Below are 19,013 nucleotides of genomic sequence, written 5' to 3' on the forward strand. Positions count from 1 at the left end.
TCAGGCGACGTTGCGGGCCTGGTCGAGTAGCTGAGCAACCTGCTCGAACCAGGCGCCGTAATTGGCGTAGGTGTTGGGACGCTTGTCGTCGAAGTCGATCACCTGGTTCGCGGTCACCGCGGGCAGCTTGACGAACACCGGTGATGCTGCGAATGCTTCTGCCGACTTCGCGAACTGGAACACGATGTCCACCGGATAGTCCGGGACCTGTTCCCAGCTGAGATCGGCCCAGCCTTTGTCGCCTCCCGGGCCGGTGAACTTCACGCCGAGTTCCTTCAGGTACCCGAACTGAGCGAGCGCTGTTGTGCCTGCGTACAACTCGGACCCGTCACCGTTCAGGGCGAGGACTTCGATGTCGTCGACCTTGGCCGCGGCCGTCCGGATGCGCTCTGCACCGGAGTCGAATGCTTCCTTGCCCTCGCGTGCTGCGGCTGTGTCGGTGTTCCCGCCGAGAGCTTCGGCGAGTGAGGCGTATTCGCTCAACACGTCCGGTGTCGAGGCTCCGGAGAATTTGACGCCGACAAACGGTGCGACATTGTTGACGGTCTTGCCCATCGGCTCGTCCCACCATGTCCAGCGGGTCGGGTCGTCGCTGTTGCCGTACCCGATGACGAGGTCGGGATCCAGTGCGGCAAGAGCTTCCGCGCTGAGTTCACCTTCCCGGCCGACGACGGTCATCGTCGACTCGTCGGCGTGATCGGTGACGTCTGGATTGCCGACGCCGTAACCGAAGATTCCGACCGGCCGAATGCCGTAGTCCCACAGCGCAGCTGCGGAATACGCATCGACGACGATCCGCTCGGGGGCATGATCGAGGGTGATCGTGTTGCCGTATCCCGTTGTATAACTCCAGGACTGGTCGGCGGAATCGGTCGCGGTAGAAGATGGTGCGTCGCTGCTTCCGCAGCCGGTGAGGAGGAGCGCCGCAACGGCGGGTAGTACGGCGAAGCCGGTGAGACGGCGATTGATTTTCATGGAACCTTCCGAACATGGAGAACTAAGCCAGGTAAGCCTAACCTGATCCATCGCTCGGGGGTCGTCGGGGTCAGTTGCCCTGCCACATCTGAAGCCATTCGCTCCAGGACGGGGGAGTGCTCGACGGTCGGGGGTTTCCGCCACGAAGTCCGTCGAGCATGAAGTCGAGGTAGCGCGTGTGTATTTCGGTGGCTCGATCGCCCTCGATCGGCAGGGTCGGCCGCAGATGCACTGTCATGAGCATGACGTCAGCAGAGGTGAAGTCGGGCGGGACTTCGCGAGTGTCGATGCAGGCGTCGACCATCGACTGCAGTGCGGCCTCCAATTCAGCTGCGGCGCGGGTTACTTCGGCGTGTTCGGGCAATCTGCCGCCGAGGACGGGAATGAGCGGTCCCACCGATTCGGTGAGGTATCGCGAGAAGAACGTCTTCAGTACGGCTTCGTCGGTGTCTGCGTTGCTCACGCACTCTCTGGCAAGAGTGGCGAGGTGGTCGATCGCCCAGACGCGTAGGGCTTGCGCCAGCTCCTCCTTGCCGCGGTAGCGCCGATAGATGCTTCCGACTCCGACTCCGGCGCGTGCGGCGATTGCCGATACCGGTGCATTCCAACCCTGTTCGGCGAAGATCTCGCGTGCTGCGCGCAGGACGGTGACGTCGTTGTCTGCGGCTTCGCGGGCGCGCCCGGGAAGGCCCGCATTCTCTTTCACCATCCCCACAGGCTAGCAATGCGTGATCTACTGAATCGGAACGGAATGCTCCGTTCCGATTCAAATCGTGATCCAGAGGAAGGTAATGATGGCAACCTTGGTGGAGACGCCCGTGCGATCCGGGAGTCGGGTGATCGCCGCGCTGGCTGGGGCGGTACTCGTCTACTCGCTCATGCAGACCATGCTGGTGCCGGCGTTGCCGGTGTTGGGTGAGCACTTCGAGACATCCGCGGCGGTTACGGGCTGGATTCTGACGTCGTACCTGTTGGCGGCCGCGGTGCTGGCTCCGATCGTCGGGGCGATGGGTGACCGTTTCGGGGACAAGCGAGTCCTGGTGATCGTCCTGATCATCTTTGCTCTCGCGACATTCGCCGCGGCGGCCGCCCCGAATATCGGCGTGCTGCTTGCCGTTCGGGCTGTCCAGGGAGTGAGTATGGCGAGCTTCCCACTCGCGATGGCAGTGCTGCGGAGAACGGTCGCAGGCCCCGAGTTGTCTTCGGGGATAGGTTGGCTCGCTGGGACTTTGGGGATCGGTGCCGGAAGTGCACTGGTGATCGGCGGCGTCATTCTCGAGTATCTCAGTTGGCAGTGGCTGTTCGTGATCACCGGCATCTTGATCGTGCTCGCGTTGGCTGCGGTAGTGGCTGTGGTTCCTGGTTCGCATCGCCGGCCGGGTATGCCGACGGACTGGGCCGGTGCCGGTGCCCTGGCGTTCGGGCTGGTGAGCTTGCTCCTGGCGATAACCAAGGCCTCCGACTGGGGAGTCCTGTCGCTAGGATTCTGGGGTCTGGTGGTGATCGCGTTCGTCTCGTTCGCAGTATTGATTGCCGTGGATTCCCGCCACGACGCGCCGATCGTCGACATGCGAGTCTTTCGGGACAAGCCGATGATGATCACCAGTGCACTCACCCTGGTGTTCGGGTTCGTGCCGTACATCTTCTACCTTTGCCTGCCGCGGATCCTCCAAGCGCCGGAATCATCTACGTATGGAAGCGGATTCACCGTTGTACAGACGGGGTTGGCACTCTTTCCCGCCGCTGTCCTCGTCTTCCTCGGTGGCCGCTTGACGCCGGCTCTCTCGCGGAGATACGGGCCGCGGGTGCCCGCGGTCATGGCGCTTGCCCTCATGGCGGCGGGCGCAGTCGGACTCGCGATCTGGCCGAGTTCAGTGGTTGCGATCGTCGCGTTCTTCTCCCTCGTCGGCTTGGGGAACGGCGTGGGATTCGCGGTCTGCGCCCTGTTGGTTGCCTCGATCGTCCCACCATCGGAAATGGCGGCAGCCAGTGGTGTGAACAGCGTGATCAGGACTGTGGGATCGGCGGTGGGTGCGCCGGTGACCACGGCAGTCCTGGCGATCGGCATTTCCGGCGACTCGTTCGCGGTGGCGTTCGTGATGGGTGCATCCATCAGTGTCGTCGCCTGTCTGCCGGCAATTGCACTTCCGGTGAAGAAGGCTGCACAAACGGCATGAGTTATTGTAGGCTCCCCTAATAGAGACAGCATGTAACTAAGGCAGGGAGAGATAGATGCGTCAGCAGTGGGTCCTACGAGCAACGGCACTCGCAGCGACAGCAACGGCGCTTGTCGGTTGCTCCGTGGGCGGCGATGACGCAGACGCATCGGAAACAGGCGAGTCGTCGGCCGTACCTGCACCTCAGAAATTGCTCGCACTGGACGAGTTTGCAGCGCTCAACGCACTCACGCTCGGGGTCAGGCCCGATACGGTCTTCGCCACGCTGCAATCGCACGCGGCGAAGGAGATATTGCAGAGCGAGGGGATCGAGGTCATCGACAAACCGACGTTCTTCCAGTCACCAGATGTGGAGCAGATCGCGGCCGTTCATCCTGACCGAATCCTGCTCAGTGATGTCGGCTCGCTGACGTCGATCACCTCGCAGGCCAACGAGATTGCCCCGACGACGGTGCTCGCCTATGCGGCGCCGTGGCGCGAAGTTCTGAATACCGCGGCGACTGCATTGGGTCGAGAGTCCGAAGCTCGCGAAATCGTGTCGAGGCTCGAGACCAAATTTGCCGAAGTATCCGGAACGGTCGAGGCGCAACCACAGACGTTGTCAGTGCTGGTGGGATTCTCCGGCGGCATTTACACCGTCATTCCGGAGTCGCCGATGTCCTCGATCATCGAGGAAGCCGGTTTCGGGCGCCCGCAAGCCGAACTCGACGCGAAGATCGGCCCCAACACAGGTGTTGCCACGTCTTCGGTGTCGGGCGAGGAGGTTGGACAGCACGCGGCGGACGCGATGGTCGTGACCTCGGGCAACATCTACGACGGCGCTCTCGTTCACGCAAATCCACTGTTCAACGAGATCGCCGCAGTGAAGGCCGGACGCACGGCGGACGTGAGCGGTGAACTTTGGTTCGGCAGCTATCCTTTCGCGGTCTACTGGATCCTCGAAGACCTCCAGGCTCTTGCCGATCGCACTCTCACCGGCGCGGAACTCCAGGGCCGCATCGCATCCGACACCGACGCAGTCACCCGATGGAAGGCGTTCTCGAAATGACGACAACACAGGACAAGGCAGCAGACGTTCCACCGGCGGAGGCTGACGCACCGCACGGATCTGCGGCCGAAGCCTCGCGAGCCAAGGCGGAAGCGGCGGCGCACAAGAGTGCGCTACGCGAACTCCTTGCTCCAGTTCGCACGCGGACCACCATCGCGATGGTGATGCAGGTGATCGCCGCGGTCGCGGCCATCGTGCCGTACGTGGCCATCGCCGAACTCGGTAAGACGCTGATCGTGGGCGGTGACATCGACTCGTCTCGTGTCTGGACGATCGTGTGGGTGGTCGTCTTCGGTCTGGGTATGCGTGCGTTCTTCGGAGGCGGTGCGTTGATCGTGACGCACTTCGCCGACGTGAATCTGCAGGCGGTGCTGCGGCGTCGAATCGCAGCGACTCTCGGTCGACTTCCACTGGGCTGGTTCACCTCCCACTCGTCCGGAACCGTGCGCAAAGCCGCGCAGAACGACATCTCCGATCTCCACTACCTGGTTGCACACAGCGCCGTCGAGACCACCGGCGCCATCGCGGTGCCACTGGTCGGGCTCGGTTACGTGATTTCGATCGACTGGCGTCTGGGATTGGTCGCGATTGCCACACTCCCGATTTACATGATCGCCTATGCGACGATGACCAAGGACATGGCAGTCAAGATGAGCCGGATGAATGAGGGCATCGCGGCTATCAGCAACACCATCGTCGAGTTCGTCACCGGCATCGCAGTGGTCAAAACTTTCGGTCAGGACAAGCAGTCACATTCTCGATACCGTGATGCCGCCAAGGCTTTCGCCGTCTCGTACGAGGGTTGGGTTCGCCCGATGCTGCGAACCGAGGCGCTGGCCTCGATTGCATTGAGTGCACCGGTAGTGCTGGTGGTCAACCTTGGTCTCGGTTCGTGGTTCGTCCACTCCGGATGGGTGTCACCCATCGATGTGCTGACCAGTTCTCTTGTCGCGATGGTGATTCCGGTGTCGGTGACGACCATCGGTTTCGGTATGCAGGCACGCCGTGAGGCAGCCGCCGCTGCGGCGCGACTGATCGCGCTGTTCGCAACCGACGCTCTGCCGGAAACCGATCATCCGAAAAAGCCTGCGGGGAACGAAGTTCGATTCTCCGGAGTCTCCTTCGCCTACGACGACGCCGCCGATGTTCTGTCCGACATCGATCTCACACTGCCGGAGGGGACGGTGACGGCGTTGGTCGGACCTTCGGGTTCGGGTAAGTCGACGCTGGCGACGCTGGTTCCGAGGTTCCACGATGTGCGTGCCGGATCCGTGGTGATCGGTGGTGTCGACGTCAGGGAAGTCGCTACCGACGAGCTGTACCGCCACGTCGGATTCGTTCTGCAGGACGTGCAGCTGGTCGAAGCGACTGTGCTCGACAACATTCGGCTTGCCCGGCCGCAGGCGTCGTTGGCGGAGGTGAAGGTTGCCGCCGCGGCTGCGCAGATCGACACCCGAATCGAAGCGCTTCCGAGAGGGTACGACTCCGTGGTCGGAGTCGACGCCAGGTTCTCGGGCGGTGAGGCGCAACGAGTCTCCATCGCGCGGGCGATCCTCGCGGATACCCCTGTTCTCGTGCTCGACGAGGCGACGGCGTTCGCGGACCCGGAGTCCGAAGCCGATATCCAGGAAGCGTTGTCGCGCTTGACGGTCGGCCGTACGGTGCTGGTGATCGCGCACCGGTTGGCTTCGATCGTGAGTGCCGATCAGATCGTGGTCCTCGACGCCGGGCGGATCGTGGAGAAGGGCACGCACGATCAGCTCGTGGCGAATGGTTCAACGTATGCCCGGATGTGGGCGAGTCACAGTCGGGCCGACTCGATTGGACACAGTCGGGCCGACTCGATTGGAAACAGTCGGGCCGACAGCATCGCAGGTATGTCTGACGCAGCAGGAAAGGCCAACTCATGATTCGCGACCTCTTCCGGATACTCGGCCCGCAGAATCAGGGCCGCTATCGCGAGTTCCTGGTGTGGGCAGTGTTGTACGGCGTGATGCAAGGGTTGGCCGTGGCATTGCTCGTGCCGACCGTGCAGGCGCTGTTCGAGCAGGACTGGGGCAGTTTCGTTCGGTGGCTCGCCGCGATGGCCGTGTGCGCCGTGATCAGTTCGATTGCGCACTACCTGCAGGCCATAAAGGGGTTCGAGTCGGCACTCACTCTGCTGCGGACGATGCATCTGCGCCTCGGCGATCACCTCGTCACACTCCCGCTCGGTTGGTTCGGTGCCGGCCGACTCGGTCAGGTATCGCAGGTCGCCAGCAAGGGCACCATCTCGGTGATGGGGGCGGCTGCGCATCTGATGACGCCGATCATCTCCGGAATCGCCAGCCCGGCAACCATTGTCGTGTGCATGCTGTTCTTCGATTGGCGGCTCGGGCTCGCACTGGTGATCAGTGTTCCGATTCTGTTCGTGGCAGCACGATTTGCAGCGACGATGACTGCCAAGGCCGACGATCGAGCGCATGCCGCGGCCGTCGAGTCGAACAATCGAGTGCTCGAATACGCGCGTTGCCAACCGGTCCTGCGTGCTTTCGGACGCACCCACGGGGTGTACGAGCCGCTCGACGACGCGATCGAAGCTCAGCACACCGCTGGTCGTTCACAACTGTGGTTCGTGGTGATCGGTTCCGTGGTGAACGGGATCGCCCTGCAGTTCGTGTTCTCTGCCGTGATCATCCTGGGCGCGTTCCTCGCGCTCGGCGGCGACATCGGCCCGGTCACGTTGATCGCGCTACTCGGCCTGACCGCACGGTTCATCCAGCCGCTGGGTGAGATCGGCGAGTTCGGCGGTGCAATCAGAATGGCACGCAACGAAATCCGTCGGATGTCCGAGATCCTCGAAGTGGAACCACTGGTCGAACCCGATACCAGCGGGCAGGCGACGGGGGAGACGGCCGTGCAGTTCGACGCCGTCGACTTCGGTTACGCCGACGGCGGGCAGGTTCTGCGAAACATCTCCTTCGACGTGCCACGGAAGTCGTTGACGGCGTTGGTCGGTCCGTCAGGGTCTGGCAAAACAACCGTCACCCGGCTGATCTCGCGCTTCTACGACGTCGACTCCGGGGTAGTGCGTGTCGGTGGTGTCGACGTACGGGACCTCACGAGTGCCGACCTGATGTCGCAGTTGTCCCTGGTCTTCCAGGACGTGTACCTCTTCGACGACACGTTGATCGCGAACATCCGCCTCGGCCGCCCCGAAGCCACGGACGAGGAGGTCTTCGACGTCGCTCGGATCGCGGGCGTCGCGGAAATCGTCGAGCGCCTCCCGCGGGGTTGGGACACCCGTGTCGGTGAGGGCGGGACGGCGCTGTCCGGTGGAGAGCGGCAGCGGGTGTCCATCGCGCGCGCACTCCTCAAACGAGCACCTATCGTTCTGCTCGACGAGGCGACGGCCGCGCTCGATCCCGAGAACGAGGCCCATGTGCAGCGTGCGATGCAGGAACTCGCCAGTGAAAGCACACTGCTCGTGATCGCTCACAAACTGTCGACCGTCGTGGCCGCAGACCAGATCATCGTGCTCGGTGACGACGGTTCGATCGTCGAAGTGGGAACCCACGAAGTTCTGCTCGCAGCCGGTGGGAACTACGCCGCGTTCTGGAATCAGCGCCACCGTGCGTCGGGATGGCGGTTGGTGGCAAGCTGAGCAGAATGCAGACCGGAAAGAAGACGGGGCGGCCGCCGACGTTGTCGACAGCGGACATCGTCGAGGCCGCCCTGGCTGGTGATCTGAGTGAATTGACCATGCCGAGTGTGGCAAAACGTCTGGGCGTCAGTCATTCTGCACTTTATCGTTACTTCGCCGACCGCGAAGCGCTGCTGCGGGCCTGCTCGGATCATGTTGTGCGTCAGACTGTATGGCCCGATACAAATCGCCCGTGGCGTGAATTCCTGAAGGATTTCTGCGACGTTCTGTGGTCCTCGTTCGAGCGCTATCCAGGTCTAGCCCAGGTCGGTCTCGCAGTTCCGGGCACGCCGCCGGCGATAATCGAGATCGTGGAGAGACTGGTCGGTTCGTTGACTGCGCAAGGCTTCACACCACATGACGCAGTCCTGGCGGTGGACTTCATCTCCGAGGTGACCATGACGCAGTTCGCCATGATGGCGGCGATGGACAAGACCGTGAGCTCCGCGGATTCACGTTCTGCGCGCCAGGCGTATCAAGAGAGCTGGAATGCGTCGGAGTCGTTGGTCGAGGGGATCGGCGACGAATCGACGTGGCACGGGCGAGGATGGTTGGACGAGAAGATCACGATCATGCTCGACGGCCTGGAAAAGCGTGTTATCGGCTGACATTTCTACTAGCTTTGAGAGTAATGCCCGTTTCGGCGTGATACAGGCTAATGTGCACACATAGGACGGGTGGTTGCTGCACCGGGAGGCGGGGATCATGGATCTCGAAGCGATTGTTCTCATCCAAAGACTCAAGTACCGATACGCACGCGCCTTGGACACCAAATCGTGGGTCGAATTCGCCGACACTTTGACCGTCGACGCCACCGCGATCTATGGAGAACAACTCAGTTTCGATTCCCGGGATTCATTCGTCTCCTTCCTCGAGAACACCCTCGGCTCACACATCATCACCGAACATCAGTGCGGGCAACCCGAGATCGACGTCGACGGAGACACCGCAACCGGGATCTGGTGCCTCGCGGACACAGTGGTCATCCCCGAAGACGGCATGCTGCTTCGCGGATCGGCCTTCTATCACGACAGATACACCCGCTGCAGCGACGGTGAATGGCGAATCTCCCACACGAGCTACGAGCGAACCTGGGAATCTGTGGTGGCGCTCGCCGACATGCCGAGTTTCCGATTGACGTCCAACAAGTGGGCACTGCTGCAGCAACCGTCGTTCGGCGACTCGGTAGTTCGCAACGTCTCCTGAGGCCGCTCACGATTAGAGTCGGCTCATGGTTGATGCAGATTTCTCGCTGCCTGACGTACGGACGTGGATTCGCGGTATCCCCGCACTGACCGGAACTCCGCCGCCCGCGCCTGAACATTTTCCGGAGAAGCCGGGAGAGTTGTTCCTCGACTGGCTCCGTGCGGCCGTGGCCTTCGGGGTCGTCGAGCCACACGTGTGTGCGCTCTCGACCGTGGACGGTGACGGTATGCCTGATTCCCGCTTCCTCATTCTCAAGGACGTGACCGAGGGTGGTTTCTGGTTCTCCGGTTCGGCTGCTTCACCGAAAGGTGTTGAGCTGAAAGAAAATCCGCGAGCATCCCTGGCGTTCTACTGGCGTGAGACGGGCCAGCAGGTCCGGATTCGCGGATTGGTTCGCGAGGGTGACGACGCAATTCGGACCCGCGACTTCGTCGAACGATCCGTCACTGCGAGGGCGGTGGCGACGGCGAGTAAGCAGAGTGAGGTACTCGAAGACTCCGGGGCGTACGAGACATCGGTGGCCGCTGCGGAAGCGAGAATCGGCGGCGACCCGGGGTTCGTGTCGAAGGACTGGCGGGCGTGGTGCCTCGAGCCGGAGTCTGTCGAGTTCTGGCAGGCAGACTCCGGGCGTCGGCATCAGCGGTGGTTGTACCGGCGTGGCTCGGACCGAGCATGGACACGCGCAGTGCTGTGGCCCTGAACAGTTGGTCGAGCTCAGCTGGCGCTGATCTCCGGCGACACGAGGTTGACGACGATCGACTGTCCACCGAGCTTGGCGTGGATTTCGGGGTGCTCGAAGCCCGACGACAACAGGTAGCTGCCGAGCATCGTGAGCAACTCGTCCAGATCCGTCGTCGGGTCGGAGGAGTGCGTGCTCGAGGGTGAGGCCTGATTTGCGATGAGTTCGGTGTGGGTGAGTCGCCCGGCCACTCGAACGGCGGCTACGCCCATCGCGTCGCGCCGGACGACGGTGCGACTCCGAGTCTCGAGTGTCCTCGATGATTCGCGTGTTGAAGCTGGCACTGAAAGGTCCTCTCCGCTGCTGTGTGCGGCCGTGGTTCGGGCAGGAAGCGGAAACGTGAATGCGTCCGATTGCTTGGGTGCGGTCGACAGAAAATCCGCTGTGGCGGTGGCACTGTTGGAACCGTTGCTCGCAGAACCGTTACCCGTGGAAAGGTTGCTCGCAGAACCATTACTCGCGGAACCATTGGCTCTCGATCCGTTGCCGGAACCGTTGGGGCCCGCTATTCCGTGGGAATTCTTGTCTTCCATTGTTTCGCTCCTGATGCCCGTAAACAGACCGCTGGTTTGCTTAATCGACGCAAACATACCAGGAGTTCGTTTATGGTCACACCCCTTGTGGAGTTCGGCGTTGAATGCGCAGCCACATTGCGAAGCCCCACAACACGAAGAATGCGTAGACCAGATAGAGGATCGCCGAAGGGTAGTAGCCGGCTCGGAAGAGAAGGGGAACACCAACGGCGTCGACGCCGATCCAGATGAGCCAGAACTCGGTCCAGCCGCGTGCCATGCCGTACGTCGCGAGGATGGAGCCAGTGAAGATCCAGGCCTCCGCCCACGCTCCGTACGAGCCGAGAAGGTCGAAGATCCAGGCGAAAGCGATTGTGCCGCTTGCCATGACGGCGATCATGGCGATGCGCTCGCGGGCTGTCGCCCAATGGGGCAGGACTGCGCGACCGGAGTCACGTGCCCCACGTCGCCACTGGGTCCATCCGTAGATGCTGACGGTGACGAACAACAACTGACGGCCGGCCTGGCCGTAGAGATTGAGCTCTTGCGGCGTGTGGAAAAGCGCGCCCATGAACACCGTGAACAACAAGGCATTTCCGGCTATACCGACAGGCCACGCCCATACCGAGCGTCGCGCGCCCGCGATCGCGGAGCCTATTCCGAACGCGTTTCCGATGATCTCTCGCCAGAGAATCGTGGCGCTGCCGATGTGCAGCTCGGCGTCGAACAGCGCCTCGATCAGGCTCATCAGTCCGCAGCAGCGACGAGGGGTTCGAGCGTCAGATCCGGGAGTTCCTTCTGGATGTACTGCAGTCGCCACTTGTCACTGACCAGGGCGAGCAGGACGCCGTCGGATCGGGTGAAGACCTCCACACCGCGCTGACGGTTCAGTTCGACCTCGGACGCGGCGTCGGTACGGCGAGCCAATGCGTAGCCGAGCGGTTCCATCTTGGCCTCGACGTTGAACTCGGCCTTCATGCGCGCTGCGACAACCTCGAACTGCATCGGGCCGACAGCCGCCATGACGGGGGAGGCGTCGCCGCGGATGTCGTTGCGAAGAATCTGGACGACGCCCTCGGAATCGAGTTGGTCGACCGCTCGGCGGAACTGCTTGTACTTGCCGGCGCTTTCGGCGCGCAGGATCGAGAAGTGTTCCGGCGCGAACGACGGAATCGGCGGGAACTCCACCTTCTTCTCGGTGTACAGCGTGTGACCGGGTGCGAGTGCGGTGGCGTTGACGAGGCCGACGACATCGCCGGGGAACGCGGATTCGACGGTGGAACGTTCACGGCCGAAGACCGTCTGGGCGTACTTGGTCGTGAATGGCTTGCCGGTTTGGGCGTGCGTGACGACCATGCCGCGCTCGAACACGCCGGAGACGATGCGCATGAATGCCAGTCGGTCACGATGCGCGGTGTCCATACCGGCCTGCACCTTGAAGACGACCGCGCTGAACGGATCGGTGACCTCGCGCGGCTTACCGCTGAGGTCTTCGCGGCCCCGCGGCGGCGGCGCCAATTCGACGAGAGTGTCGAGGATCTGGCGGACACCGAAGTTGAGCATCGCGGACGCGAAGATCACCGGGGACGTCTGACCGGCGAGGAACATCTCCTGATCGTGGTCCTGGCCGGTAGCGGAGAGCAGCTCACTCTCCTCGGCCGCGGTCTCCCACTCGGAGCCTTCCTTGGCGAGCGCCGCGTCGGCGTCCATGACCTCTTCGGGGGCGATCTTCGCGCCGCCTGCGGTACGGGTGAAGCGGACGTACTCGCGAGCCTCACCGTCTTCGCCGCGCCGCAGCAGTCCGCGGAAGTCGCCGGCGATGCCGACGGGCCAGTACAGGGGAGTGGGAGTGAGGCCGATGCGTTCGCTGATCTCGTCGAGCAGTTCGAGAGGAGTCTGACCGGGCCGGTCCCACTTGTTGATGACAGTGATGACCGGAATGCCGCGGTGGCGGCATACCTGGAACAGCTTGAGCGTCTGCGGTTCGAGGCCCTTGGCAGCGTCGATGAGCATGACCGCCGCGTCGACGGCGGTCAGGACGCGATACGTGTCCTCGGAGAAGTCGGAGTGACCGGGGGTGTCGACGAGGTTGATGACGTTGATCTGCTCGTCCGGCGTCTCGGAGGAGTGGTAGTTGAACTGCAGTGCGGTGGAACTGACGGAAATGCCGCGGGCCTTCTCCATCTCCATCCAGTCCGAGACCGTCGACTTGCGGCCGGCTTTGCCGTGAACGGCGCCGGCCTCGGAGATCTTCTTCGCGTGCAGTGCGAGCGCTTCGGTGAGTGTCGACTTACCGGCGTCAGGATGCGAGATGACGGCGAAGGTGCGGCGACGCTCCGCCTCTGCGGACAAGCCCTTGGTGGTCGTCGTGACAGCGACCGACCCGCTCTCGGTGGACTCGGGGCCTTCGATGTCGGACTGGACAGTCGAGTCGGTAGGGACGGTCGAGTCGGACGGGGTAGTCAACGAAGAACCTCTCGAAGTGGGCGTCAGTGCCGGCGAGGTGCCGGTGCGCGGACAGGTGGAGAGTGCGGCAGCACAACAGAGAAAGGATACTCGCAGACCACAATGCAATAGCCACTGCGGCGTAACACTCGGCGAACGATCGCTGATTATCCATGTATGTGTGTGTTCGAACACACAGCCATTTGTGTCCTGCGAAGAGTTGCACTGATCGAAGAGTGACACTGACCGAGGAGTTGCGTTGAGCAAGTTCACCGAAGAGATGTATGCGACCGCCGCAGTCACCGACCGCGGCCTGGTGACGGGAGAGCCGGACAACGCTTTCCGTCAGACCTGGGGCGACATCCACCAGGAAGCTCGGCGCATGGCCGGTGGCCTGGCCGACGTCGGTATCGATCGCGGCGTCGCGATCGGCATTCTCGCCGGACAGCCCGTCGACATCGCACCTGCCTGCCAGGCGACGTGGATGCGCGGTGCGTCGGTGACGATGCTGCATCAGCCGACCCCCCGAACGGATCTGGGTGTCTGGGCTCAGGACACCGAGACGGTGATCGACATGATCTCGGCAAAAGCCGTCATCCTGGGTGCGCCCTTCGACGCGGCCAAACCGCTCCTCGAAGAGCGTGGCATCACCGTCGTGACAGTGGACGAGCTTCGTGGCGGAACATCGATCGATCCTGTGGAGACGGCCGAATCGGATATCGCTCTCCAGCAGCTGACGTCCGGTTCCACCGGATCACCCAAGGCCGTCCAGATCACGCACGAGAACTTCTACACAAATGCGTACGCGATGATCAACCGCATCAAGTTCTCCATCGAGGACGACGTGATGGTGAGCTGGCTTCCGTTGTTCCACGACATGGGCATGGTCGGGTTCTTGACGGTTCCGATGCAGGTGGGCGCGGAGGTCATCAGCATCACGCCGATGGACTTCCTCCGCACCCCGGTGCTGTGGGCGGAACTGATGGGCAAGTACGGCGGAACTGTCACTGCCGCACCGAACTTCGCATACTCCCTCTTGGCTCGTCGACTCGCACAGGCAGAGGACGGGGCAGTCGATCTGTCCAGCGTCCGATACATGTGGAACGGTGCCGAGCCGGTGGATCCTGACACGATGGATGCCCTCGCCGAGGCGGGCGCGCGTTTCGGGTTGAACCCGACTGCTCTGGCCCCCGTGTACGGAATGGCGGAAACCACCCTGGCCGTGTCGATTCCGGATCCCGATCAAGGCCAGGTTCTCGACTACGTCGATCCAGACTTTCTCGAGTCGATGTCTCGGGCGGTGCCGTCCAATCGTCCCAACGCTCGTGCCCTCGCGACACTCGGAAAGATGGTGCCTGACCTCGAGGGTCGCATCGTCGATCGTGACGGCCAGGTGCTCCCGGCCCGAGGCGTCGGAATCATCGAGGTTCGCGGCAAAGCAGTCACTCCGGGGTATGTCACAGTCGACGGACACAAGCCGGCGCAGGACGCCGACGGTTGGCTCGATACCGGTGACGTCGGCTATTTCACCGAAGAAGGCCTGGTCGTGGTGTGCGGGCGAGTCAAGGACGTCATCATCATGGGCGGCCGGAACGTGTATCCGACCGACATCGAGCGAGCGGCCGGAAGTGTTGCCGGTGTGCGTCCCGGAAATGCCGTCGCAATCCGTCTCGATGCTGGCCAGAAGCGTGAGAGCTTTGCGGTCGCCGTCGAGACCAACGCTTTCGAGGATCCGGAAGAGGTCAAGCGTATCGAGCGTGAAGTGGTCCACGCCGTGGTTGCCGACGTCGGTGTCCGACCTCGCGCCGTTGCGGTCCTGGGGCCCGGCAGTATCCCGAAGACGTCGTCGGGAAAGCTCCGACGCGCCAATTCGGCTGCCCTGCTGGGTAACTGACCGTCAGTGCAGGCGGTTCTGTGCGGCTTCCAGGCCGAGTTCGAGCAGTAGTTCCACGGCATCCGCGGCCTCTTCGCACACGAGATCGAGTTCTTTTCGCTCCGTGGACGAGAACGGCTTGAGAACGTAGTCCGCCGGGTCCATACGGCCCGGCGGGCGACCGATCCCGACGCGCGTGCGCAGGTAGTCCTTGGTGGTCAACGAACTCGAAATGGACCGCAGGCCGTTGTGGCCGCCTTCGCCGCCGCCGAGTTTGAGTCGGATTGTCCCGAAATCGAGATCCAGTTCGTCATGGACGACGATGATGTTCGCCGCGTCGACCGAGAAGAACCGCGCGAGACCGGCGACAGCGCCACCCGAGAGATTCATGTACGAGCGTGGTTTTCCGAGAATCACGCGTCGGCCGGCGAGACGACCTTCGACGATTTCGGCGCCACTCTTCTTGTGTACGTTGAACTTTCCACCCATGCGCCCGGCAAGGGTGCCGGCGACCATGAAGCCGACGTTGTGCCGAGTCTTCTCGTACTGCGGGCCGGGATTACCCAGGCCGATGACGAGGGCGGTATCTGTGCTCAACGGTCGCTACTTTCTGGCTTGTTCTTTTTTCCTGCTACGCGCGAACGGCGCGTCACTCCGAATCGGAATGACGCGCCGCGCGCAGTGAGTTCTGTAGGAACCGAGAGGATCAGGCCTCTTCTGCAGCCTCGTCGGCGGCGGGAGCTTCTGCGCCCTCTTCGAGGTCTGCCTCGGTGGGTGCAGCAACGACGTTGACGATCAGGGTGTCGGCGTCAGCCTGCAGGGTCGAGCCCTTGGGCAGTTCGAGCTGGCTTGCCAGGATCTGGGTACCGATCTCGAGACCCTCGACCGAAACCTCGATCTGCTCGGGGATGTGAAGCGCGTCGGCCTCGATGGAGATCGTGGATGCGTCCTGCGCGACCATGGTGCCTGCAGCAGCGTCACCGACGACGATGACGTTCACGTCGATCGTGACCTTCTCGCCCTTCTTGATGACGAGGAGGTCAGCGTGCTCGATGTAGTTGCGGATGGGGTGCACGACGACCGACTTGGTCAGTGCAACCTGCTCCGTGCCCTCGATGTCGAGGGTGAGGATGGCGTTGGTGCCGTGTGCGCGGAGGATGGCGGCGAAGTCGCGTGCCGGCACGTTGAGGTGGCGGGGATCTTCGCCGTGGCCGTAGAGAACCGTGGGGACCTGGCCGTCGCGACGTGCGCGGCGAGCTGCGCCCTTGCCGAATTCGGTGCGGACGACGGCGACGAGGTTGTTTTCTTCAGACATGATGAAACGGCTCCTACAACTCACGGGGTTCGTGCTCGGTTTACTGACGTGTGGTTCTGTCTGCGACAGGTTTTGCCTGCGACAAGTGAGACAGGCGCGCACACGGCCAGGAGCGAAACGCTCGAGCTGAGCCGTAGCCGCGTCGATCACGGTAAACCTGCAACGTGTGGAACTGCTGCGATTCACCCTCGCCGAGACAACTTTGGATACGTTACCGGAGTTTGCTCCCCGCCGCTAATCGCAGGTGGTGGGGACCTGGCCGTGTGGACGTGGTTCGCGTCACATCGAAAGCGGTAGCCTGACGGAGTGACCACCGTGGGGAACGCTCCCGAAGGCAGTCGGCTCGGTGCCGTCGTGCCGGGTACCGACCTGTCGCAGCATGCCCGCCTACTCAGTCGGGTGCACGACGCAGTTCTCTCCGGGCAGGAACCACCGGCGCAGCCGCGGACCGTCGTGGCGCGATCGTGGTCGAGAGTGGCCGCGGGCGGGCTCACGCCGGATCACTGCGGTGCGTCTGCTGTCGCCGACTTCTCCGAGTTGGAGTCGAGGCGTTCGCGTACCGCGCTGCGTAGCGTTCTGCCGGAACTGCGAACCACGCTCACCGAGGTCGCCGAGGACGCGGGCTTCATCGTGGTCGTTGCCGACGCCGACGGTGTGCTGCTCTGGCGCGAAGGGGCGAAGACCGTCAAACGTGCGGCGGACGCTCTCGGGTTCGCCGAAGGCGCGCGCTGGTCGGAGCAATCGGTGGGTACCAATGCAATAGGCACCGCGCTGATCGAAGATTCTGCGGTGCAACTCTTCTCGGCCGAGCACTATGCGCCGACGCATCACAATTGGTCGTGCACCGGCTCACCGGTTCATGATCCGCGGACCGGCGAGATTCTGGGAGTGGTGGACATCAGTGGGTCCGCAGCCTCGGTGCATCCCACCACTGTTGCGTTGGTCCGAACCGCGGTTCGCCTCGCGGAGGCGACGCTGTGGCGCGAGCACGCGGCTACGCTCGAGCGCCTGCGCTCGCGGGCGGCGCCGCTGTTCGCGGCCGGCGCGGGTCCGGCGCTGGTGGTGGACGAGTTCGGCTGGGTGGCAGGCGCCAGCGGAATTGCCGCACCAGACCGCGTGGCGGCACCGAGTGCGGGCAAGCCCGTCATCGTGCCCGGCCTGGGGATGTGTCTGCCTGAGCCGCTCGGGGACGGCTGGCTGTTGCGCACCGGCGTCGGCGGACCGGTGATCGAACTGGAGCTGTCCCTCGGTGCGTCGCCGCAGGTGACGGTGCGTGGTGACGCCAACTGGACGCGCGCGCTTTCGCCGCGTCACGCTCAGATCTTGCGGGCCCTGGCAGCCGTCGGTTCGGCGGGCGTGGATGCCGCAGGCCTCAGCGAAGTGCTCTGCGGCGATCGCGAGCACGTCGTGGCAGTGCGCGCCGAGGTGTCCAGACTGAGGAAACACCTCGGCGCAGTCCTGCAGACTCAGCCGTACCGCTTTGCCGACGGCGTGCGGGTTGTGGTGACCTAACGCGCCGCGCTGATTCCGGCACGACGTCCGAAGAAGCTGCCGTCGCCGAGGCTGGTTCCGCTGGCGTAACCACCTGCGCAGACACCGGACGTGCAACGGCCTGCCGCGAAGAGCCCGGGGATCGGCGCACCCGAGACGTGCAGAACCTCGGAATCGACGGTGGTCTTCAACCCGCCGAGCGTGAATCCGCCTGTGCGGCCGCGTAGATCGATCGCTGCGAACGGTCCGACGATCGGCTTGACCCACTCCGGCTTCTTCCCCAGCACCGGGTCCGACCCTTCAGTCGCGTGCCGGTTGTAGAGGTCGACGGTCGATTGCAGCGATCCGGCGGGAAGCCCCATTTCGGCTTCGAGTTCCTCGACGGTTTCCGCTACCCAGGTCGGTTGCGCCCGCAACTGCGCACTGGACGATTCGGCATTCATGCCTTCCTCGTACGCAGCTTCGTCGATCACGAGGAATGCCTGGTTGTCCTGCTGGAACAGTGTTGCCTGTCCGATGCGGCCCGGGTAGGTGTCCTCGGGGATGTATCGCTGACCGCGGCCGTTGACAAGAATGCCGCGCACCATCAATTGTGGGTCGCAGAAGAACGCGACCTCCGTGGCGTCCATGTGTGCGGTGTCGGCGCCGAGAGCCTGACCGATCTGGATTGCTCGGCCGTCGTGGGCCTCGATGGAGGCTGCCGGGTGGCCGAAGATGCGAGGTGCGTTCGAGCGCACCATCTCGTTGTTGTACGCGAAGCTGCCCATCGCCAGCACGACACCCTTGCGGGCACGAATCGCGACGTCTTTGCCGTAACGCTTGGCGAGTACTCCGACAACCCGATCACCGTCGACCACCAGAGTCTGGACGCGCAGGTCGTATTCTGCTCGGACACCGAGCTTTTCGGCCGCCTCGACGAGTGGCTTCATCAGCATGTAGCCGCCGCCCTGCTCGCCGGTCTTCTTCTCGGTCATCTGCGGGACGTGTCCGCGGGGCGCGGGATCGACGAGCGCGTTGAACGGCGCAGCGTTCTCACCGCCCGAGTACATGAGGCCGTCGTCGTACGGTGGTTCCCAGCCGGGCTGACCCCAGAACGATTCCTTGAACGGGACGCCGGCGTCGACGAGCCAGTTGTAATGATCGACGCTGCCCTCGCAGTAGGCATCGATCTTTGCGTCGTCGGTTCCGGGTCCGAGCGCTGCCTTCATGAACGTCTTCATGTTCTGGACCGAATCCTCGAACCCACACGCCTTCTGTAGCGGCGTTCCACCGCCCAGGTAGATGAATCCACCCGCCAGTGACGCTGCTCCGCCCCAACCGCCCGTTCGCTCCAGGACGAGAACCTCGGCGCCGGCTCGCGCTGCTTCGATCGCAGCAGTGACGCCGGCGATGCCGTATCCCGCGACGACGACGTCGGCCTCGTAGTCCCAGGTGGTGATGTCGGCAGCGGAGATCGGTCTGACGGTGGGGTCGTCCATGCGAATAGTCCTCTCGGAAGGCGAAACTGCTGATCACCCCACAGTTGCAGTTTCGACTTCCGCAGATCAGGC

At 63.3% G+C, this 19,013-nt stretch carries 17 protein-coding genes; 9 read left to right on the forward strand and 8 right to left on the reverse strand.

All coding sequences use genetic code 11. The features are described from left to right. Complete coding sequence (locus ABWI03_RS06185; protein ID WP_298774984.1) at window positions 1-975, reverse strand: ABC transporter substrate-binding protein; 975 nt, start codon at window positions 973-975, stop codon at window positions 1-3. 70 nt (window positions 976-1,045) lie between these two features. Further along, window positions 1,046-1,684 (reverse strand): TetR/AcrR family transcriptional regulator, encoded by a 639-nt coding sequence (locus ABWI03_RS06190; protein ID WP_298774986.1) that lies wholly within the window; start codon window positions 1,682-1,684, stop codon window positions 1,046-1,048. Window positions 1,685-1,769: 85 nt separating this feature from the next. Between ABWI03_RS06190 and ABWI03_RS06195 the strand changes: the two genes are divergently transcribed. From ABWI03_RS06195 to ABWI03_RS06225, 7 genes are all read left to right on the forward strand, one after another. Further along, window positions 1,770-3,152 carry an MFS transporter gene (locus ABWI03_RS06195; RefSeq protein ID WP_298774988.1) on the forward strand — a complete coding sequence of 461 codons (1,383 nt, stop codon included), beginning with the start codon at window positions 1,770-1,772 and terminating at the stop codon, window positions 3,150-3,152. A 55-nt stretch (window positions 3,153-3,207) separates the two neighbouring features. Continuing rightward, window positions 3,208-4,200 (forward strand): ABC transporter substrate-binding protein, encoded by a 993-nt coding sequence (locus ABWI03_RS06200; protein ID WP_166813724.1) that lies wholly within the window; start codon window positions 3,208-3,210, stop codon window positions 4,198-4,200. Next, a complete protein-coding gene (locus ABWI03_RS06205) occupies window positions 4,197-6,110 on the forward strand; it encodes an ABC transporter ATP-binding protein (RefSeq protein WP_298774992.1) in 1,914 nt (637 codons plus the stop codon). Before ABWI03_RS06200 ends, ABWI03_RS06205 begins: the two co-directional genes overlap by 4 nt. Beyond that, window positions 6,107-7,843 (forward strand): ABC transporter ATP-binding protein, encoded by a 1,737-nt coding sequence (locus ABWI03_RS06210; protein ID WP_298774994.1) that lies wholly within the window; start codon window positions 6,107-6,109, stop codon window positions 7,841-7,843. The genes ABWI03_RS06205 and ABWI03_RS06210 overlap by 4 nt, the downstream gene beginning before the upstream one ends. A gap of 5 nt (window positions 7,844-7,848) precedes the next feature. Further along, the gene (locus ABWI03_RS06215) at window positions 7,849-8,490 is read left to right on the forward strand and encodes a TetR/AcrR family transcriptional regulator (protein WP_234036829.1); all 642 of its coding nucleotides are present in this window, start codon (window positions 7,849-7,851) and stop codon (window positions 8,488-8,490) included. Window positions 8,491-8,587: 97 nt separating this feature from the next. Continuing rightward, complete coding sequence (locus tag ABWI03_RS06220) at window positions 8,588-9,088, forward strand: nuclear transport factor 2 family protein (protein WP_003946235.1); 501 nt, start codon at window positions 8,588-8,590, stop codon at window positions 9,086-9,088. Between the two features lie 25 nt (window positions 9,089-9,113). After that, the gene (locus tag ABWI03_RS06225; protein WP_124567126.1) at window positions 9,114-9,788 is read left to right on the forward strand and encodes a pyridoxine/pyridoxamine 5'-phosphate oxidase; all 675 of its coding nucleotides are present in this window, start codon (window positions 9,114-9,116) and stop codon (window positions 9,786-9,788) included. A 14-nt stretch (window positions 9,789-9,802) separates the two neighbouring features. Here the strand turns inward: ABWI03_RS06225 and ABWI03_RS34180 are convergent, their stop codons facing one another. From ABWI03_RS34180 to ABWI03_RS06240, 3 genes are all read right to left on the reverse strand, one after another. Beyond that, window positions 9,803-10,111, reverse strand: a complete 309-nt coding sequence (locus ABWI03_RS34180) for a hypothetical protein (RefSeq protein WP_003946211.1) — start codon at window positions 10,109-10,111, stop codon at window positions 9,803-9,805. A 325-nt stretch (window positions 10,112-10,436) separates the two neighbouring features. Further along, a complete protein-coding gene (gene pnuC / locus ABWI03_RS06235) occupies window positions 10,437-11,087 on the reverse strand; it encodes a nicotinamide riboside transporter PnuC (protein ID WP_124567125.1) in 651 nt (216 codons plus the stop codon). Beyond that, window positions 11,087-12,751 (reverse strand): peptide chain release factor 3, encoded by a 1,665-nt coding sequence (locus ABWI03_RS06240; protein ID WP_378375548.1) that lies wholly within the window; start codon window positions 12,749-12,751, stop codon window positions 11,087-11,089. The genes pnuC and ABWI03_RS06240 overlap by 1 nt, the downstream gene beginning before the upstream one ends. Window positions 12,752-13,043: 292 nt before the next feature. Between ABWI03_RS06240 and ABWI03_RS06245 the strand changes: the two genes are divergently transcribed. Then, a complete protein-coding gene (locus tag ABWI03_RS06245; RefSeq protein WP_124567123.1) occupies window positions 13,044-14,678 on the forward strand; it encodes a fatty acyl-AMP ligase in 1,635 nt (544 codons plus the stop codon). Between the two features lie 3 nt (window positions 14,679-14,681). Here the strand turns inward: ABWI03_RS06245 and pth are convergent, their stop codons facing one another. Both pth and ABWI03_RS06255 read right to left on the reverse strand, forming a co-directional pair. Next, a complete protein-coding gene (gene pth, locus ABWI03_RS06250) occupies window positions 14,682-15,254 on the reverse strand; it encodes an aminoacyl-tRNA hydrolase (protein ID WP_003946229.1) in 573 nt (190 codons plus the stop codon). Between the two features lie 109 nt (window positions 15,255-15,363). Then, complete coding sequence (locus ABWI03_RS06255) at window positions 15,364-15,972, reverse strand: 50S ribosomal protein L25/general stress protein Ctc (RefSeq protein WP_003946242.1); 609 nt, start codon at window positions 15,970-15,972, stop codon at window positions 15,364-15,366. Between the two features lie 306 nt (window positions 15,973-16,278). On the opposite strand from ABWI03_RS06255, the gene ABWI03_RS06260 reads away from it, so the two are divergent. Continuing rightward, window positions 16,279-17,484 carry a GAF domain-containing protein gene (locus tag ABWI03_RS06260; RefSeq protein ID WP_353798757.1) on the forward strand — a complete coding sequence of 402 codons (1,206 nt, stop codon included), beginning with the start codon at window positions 16,279-16,281 and terminating at the stop codon, window positions 17,482-17,484. Here the strand turns inward: ABWI03_RS06260 and ABWI03_RS06265 are convergent. Beyond that, window positions 17,481-18,941, reverse strand: a complete 1,461-nt coding sequence (locus ABWI03_RS06265) for an FAD-dependent oxidoreductase (RefSeq protein WP_298775007.1) — start codon at window positions 18,939-18,941, stop codon at window positions 17,481-17,483. The two genes, ABWI03_RS06260 and ABWI03_RS06265, sit on opposite strands and share 4 nt — an antisense overlap. Window positions 18,942-19,013 lie beyond the last annotated feature (72 nt).

This window comes from Rhodococcus baikonurensis, from assembly GCF_040489275.1.
In the GTDB taxonomy this organism is placed as follows: Bacteria; Actinomycetota; Actinomycetes; order Mycobacteriales; family Mycobacteriaceae; genus Rhodococcus_F; species Rhodococcus_F baikonurensis.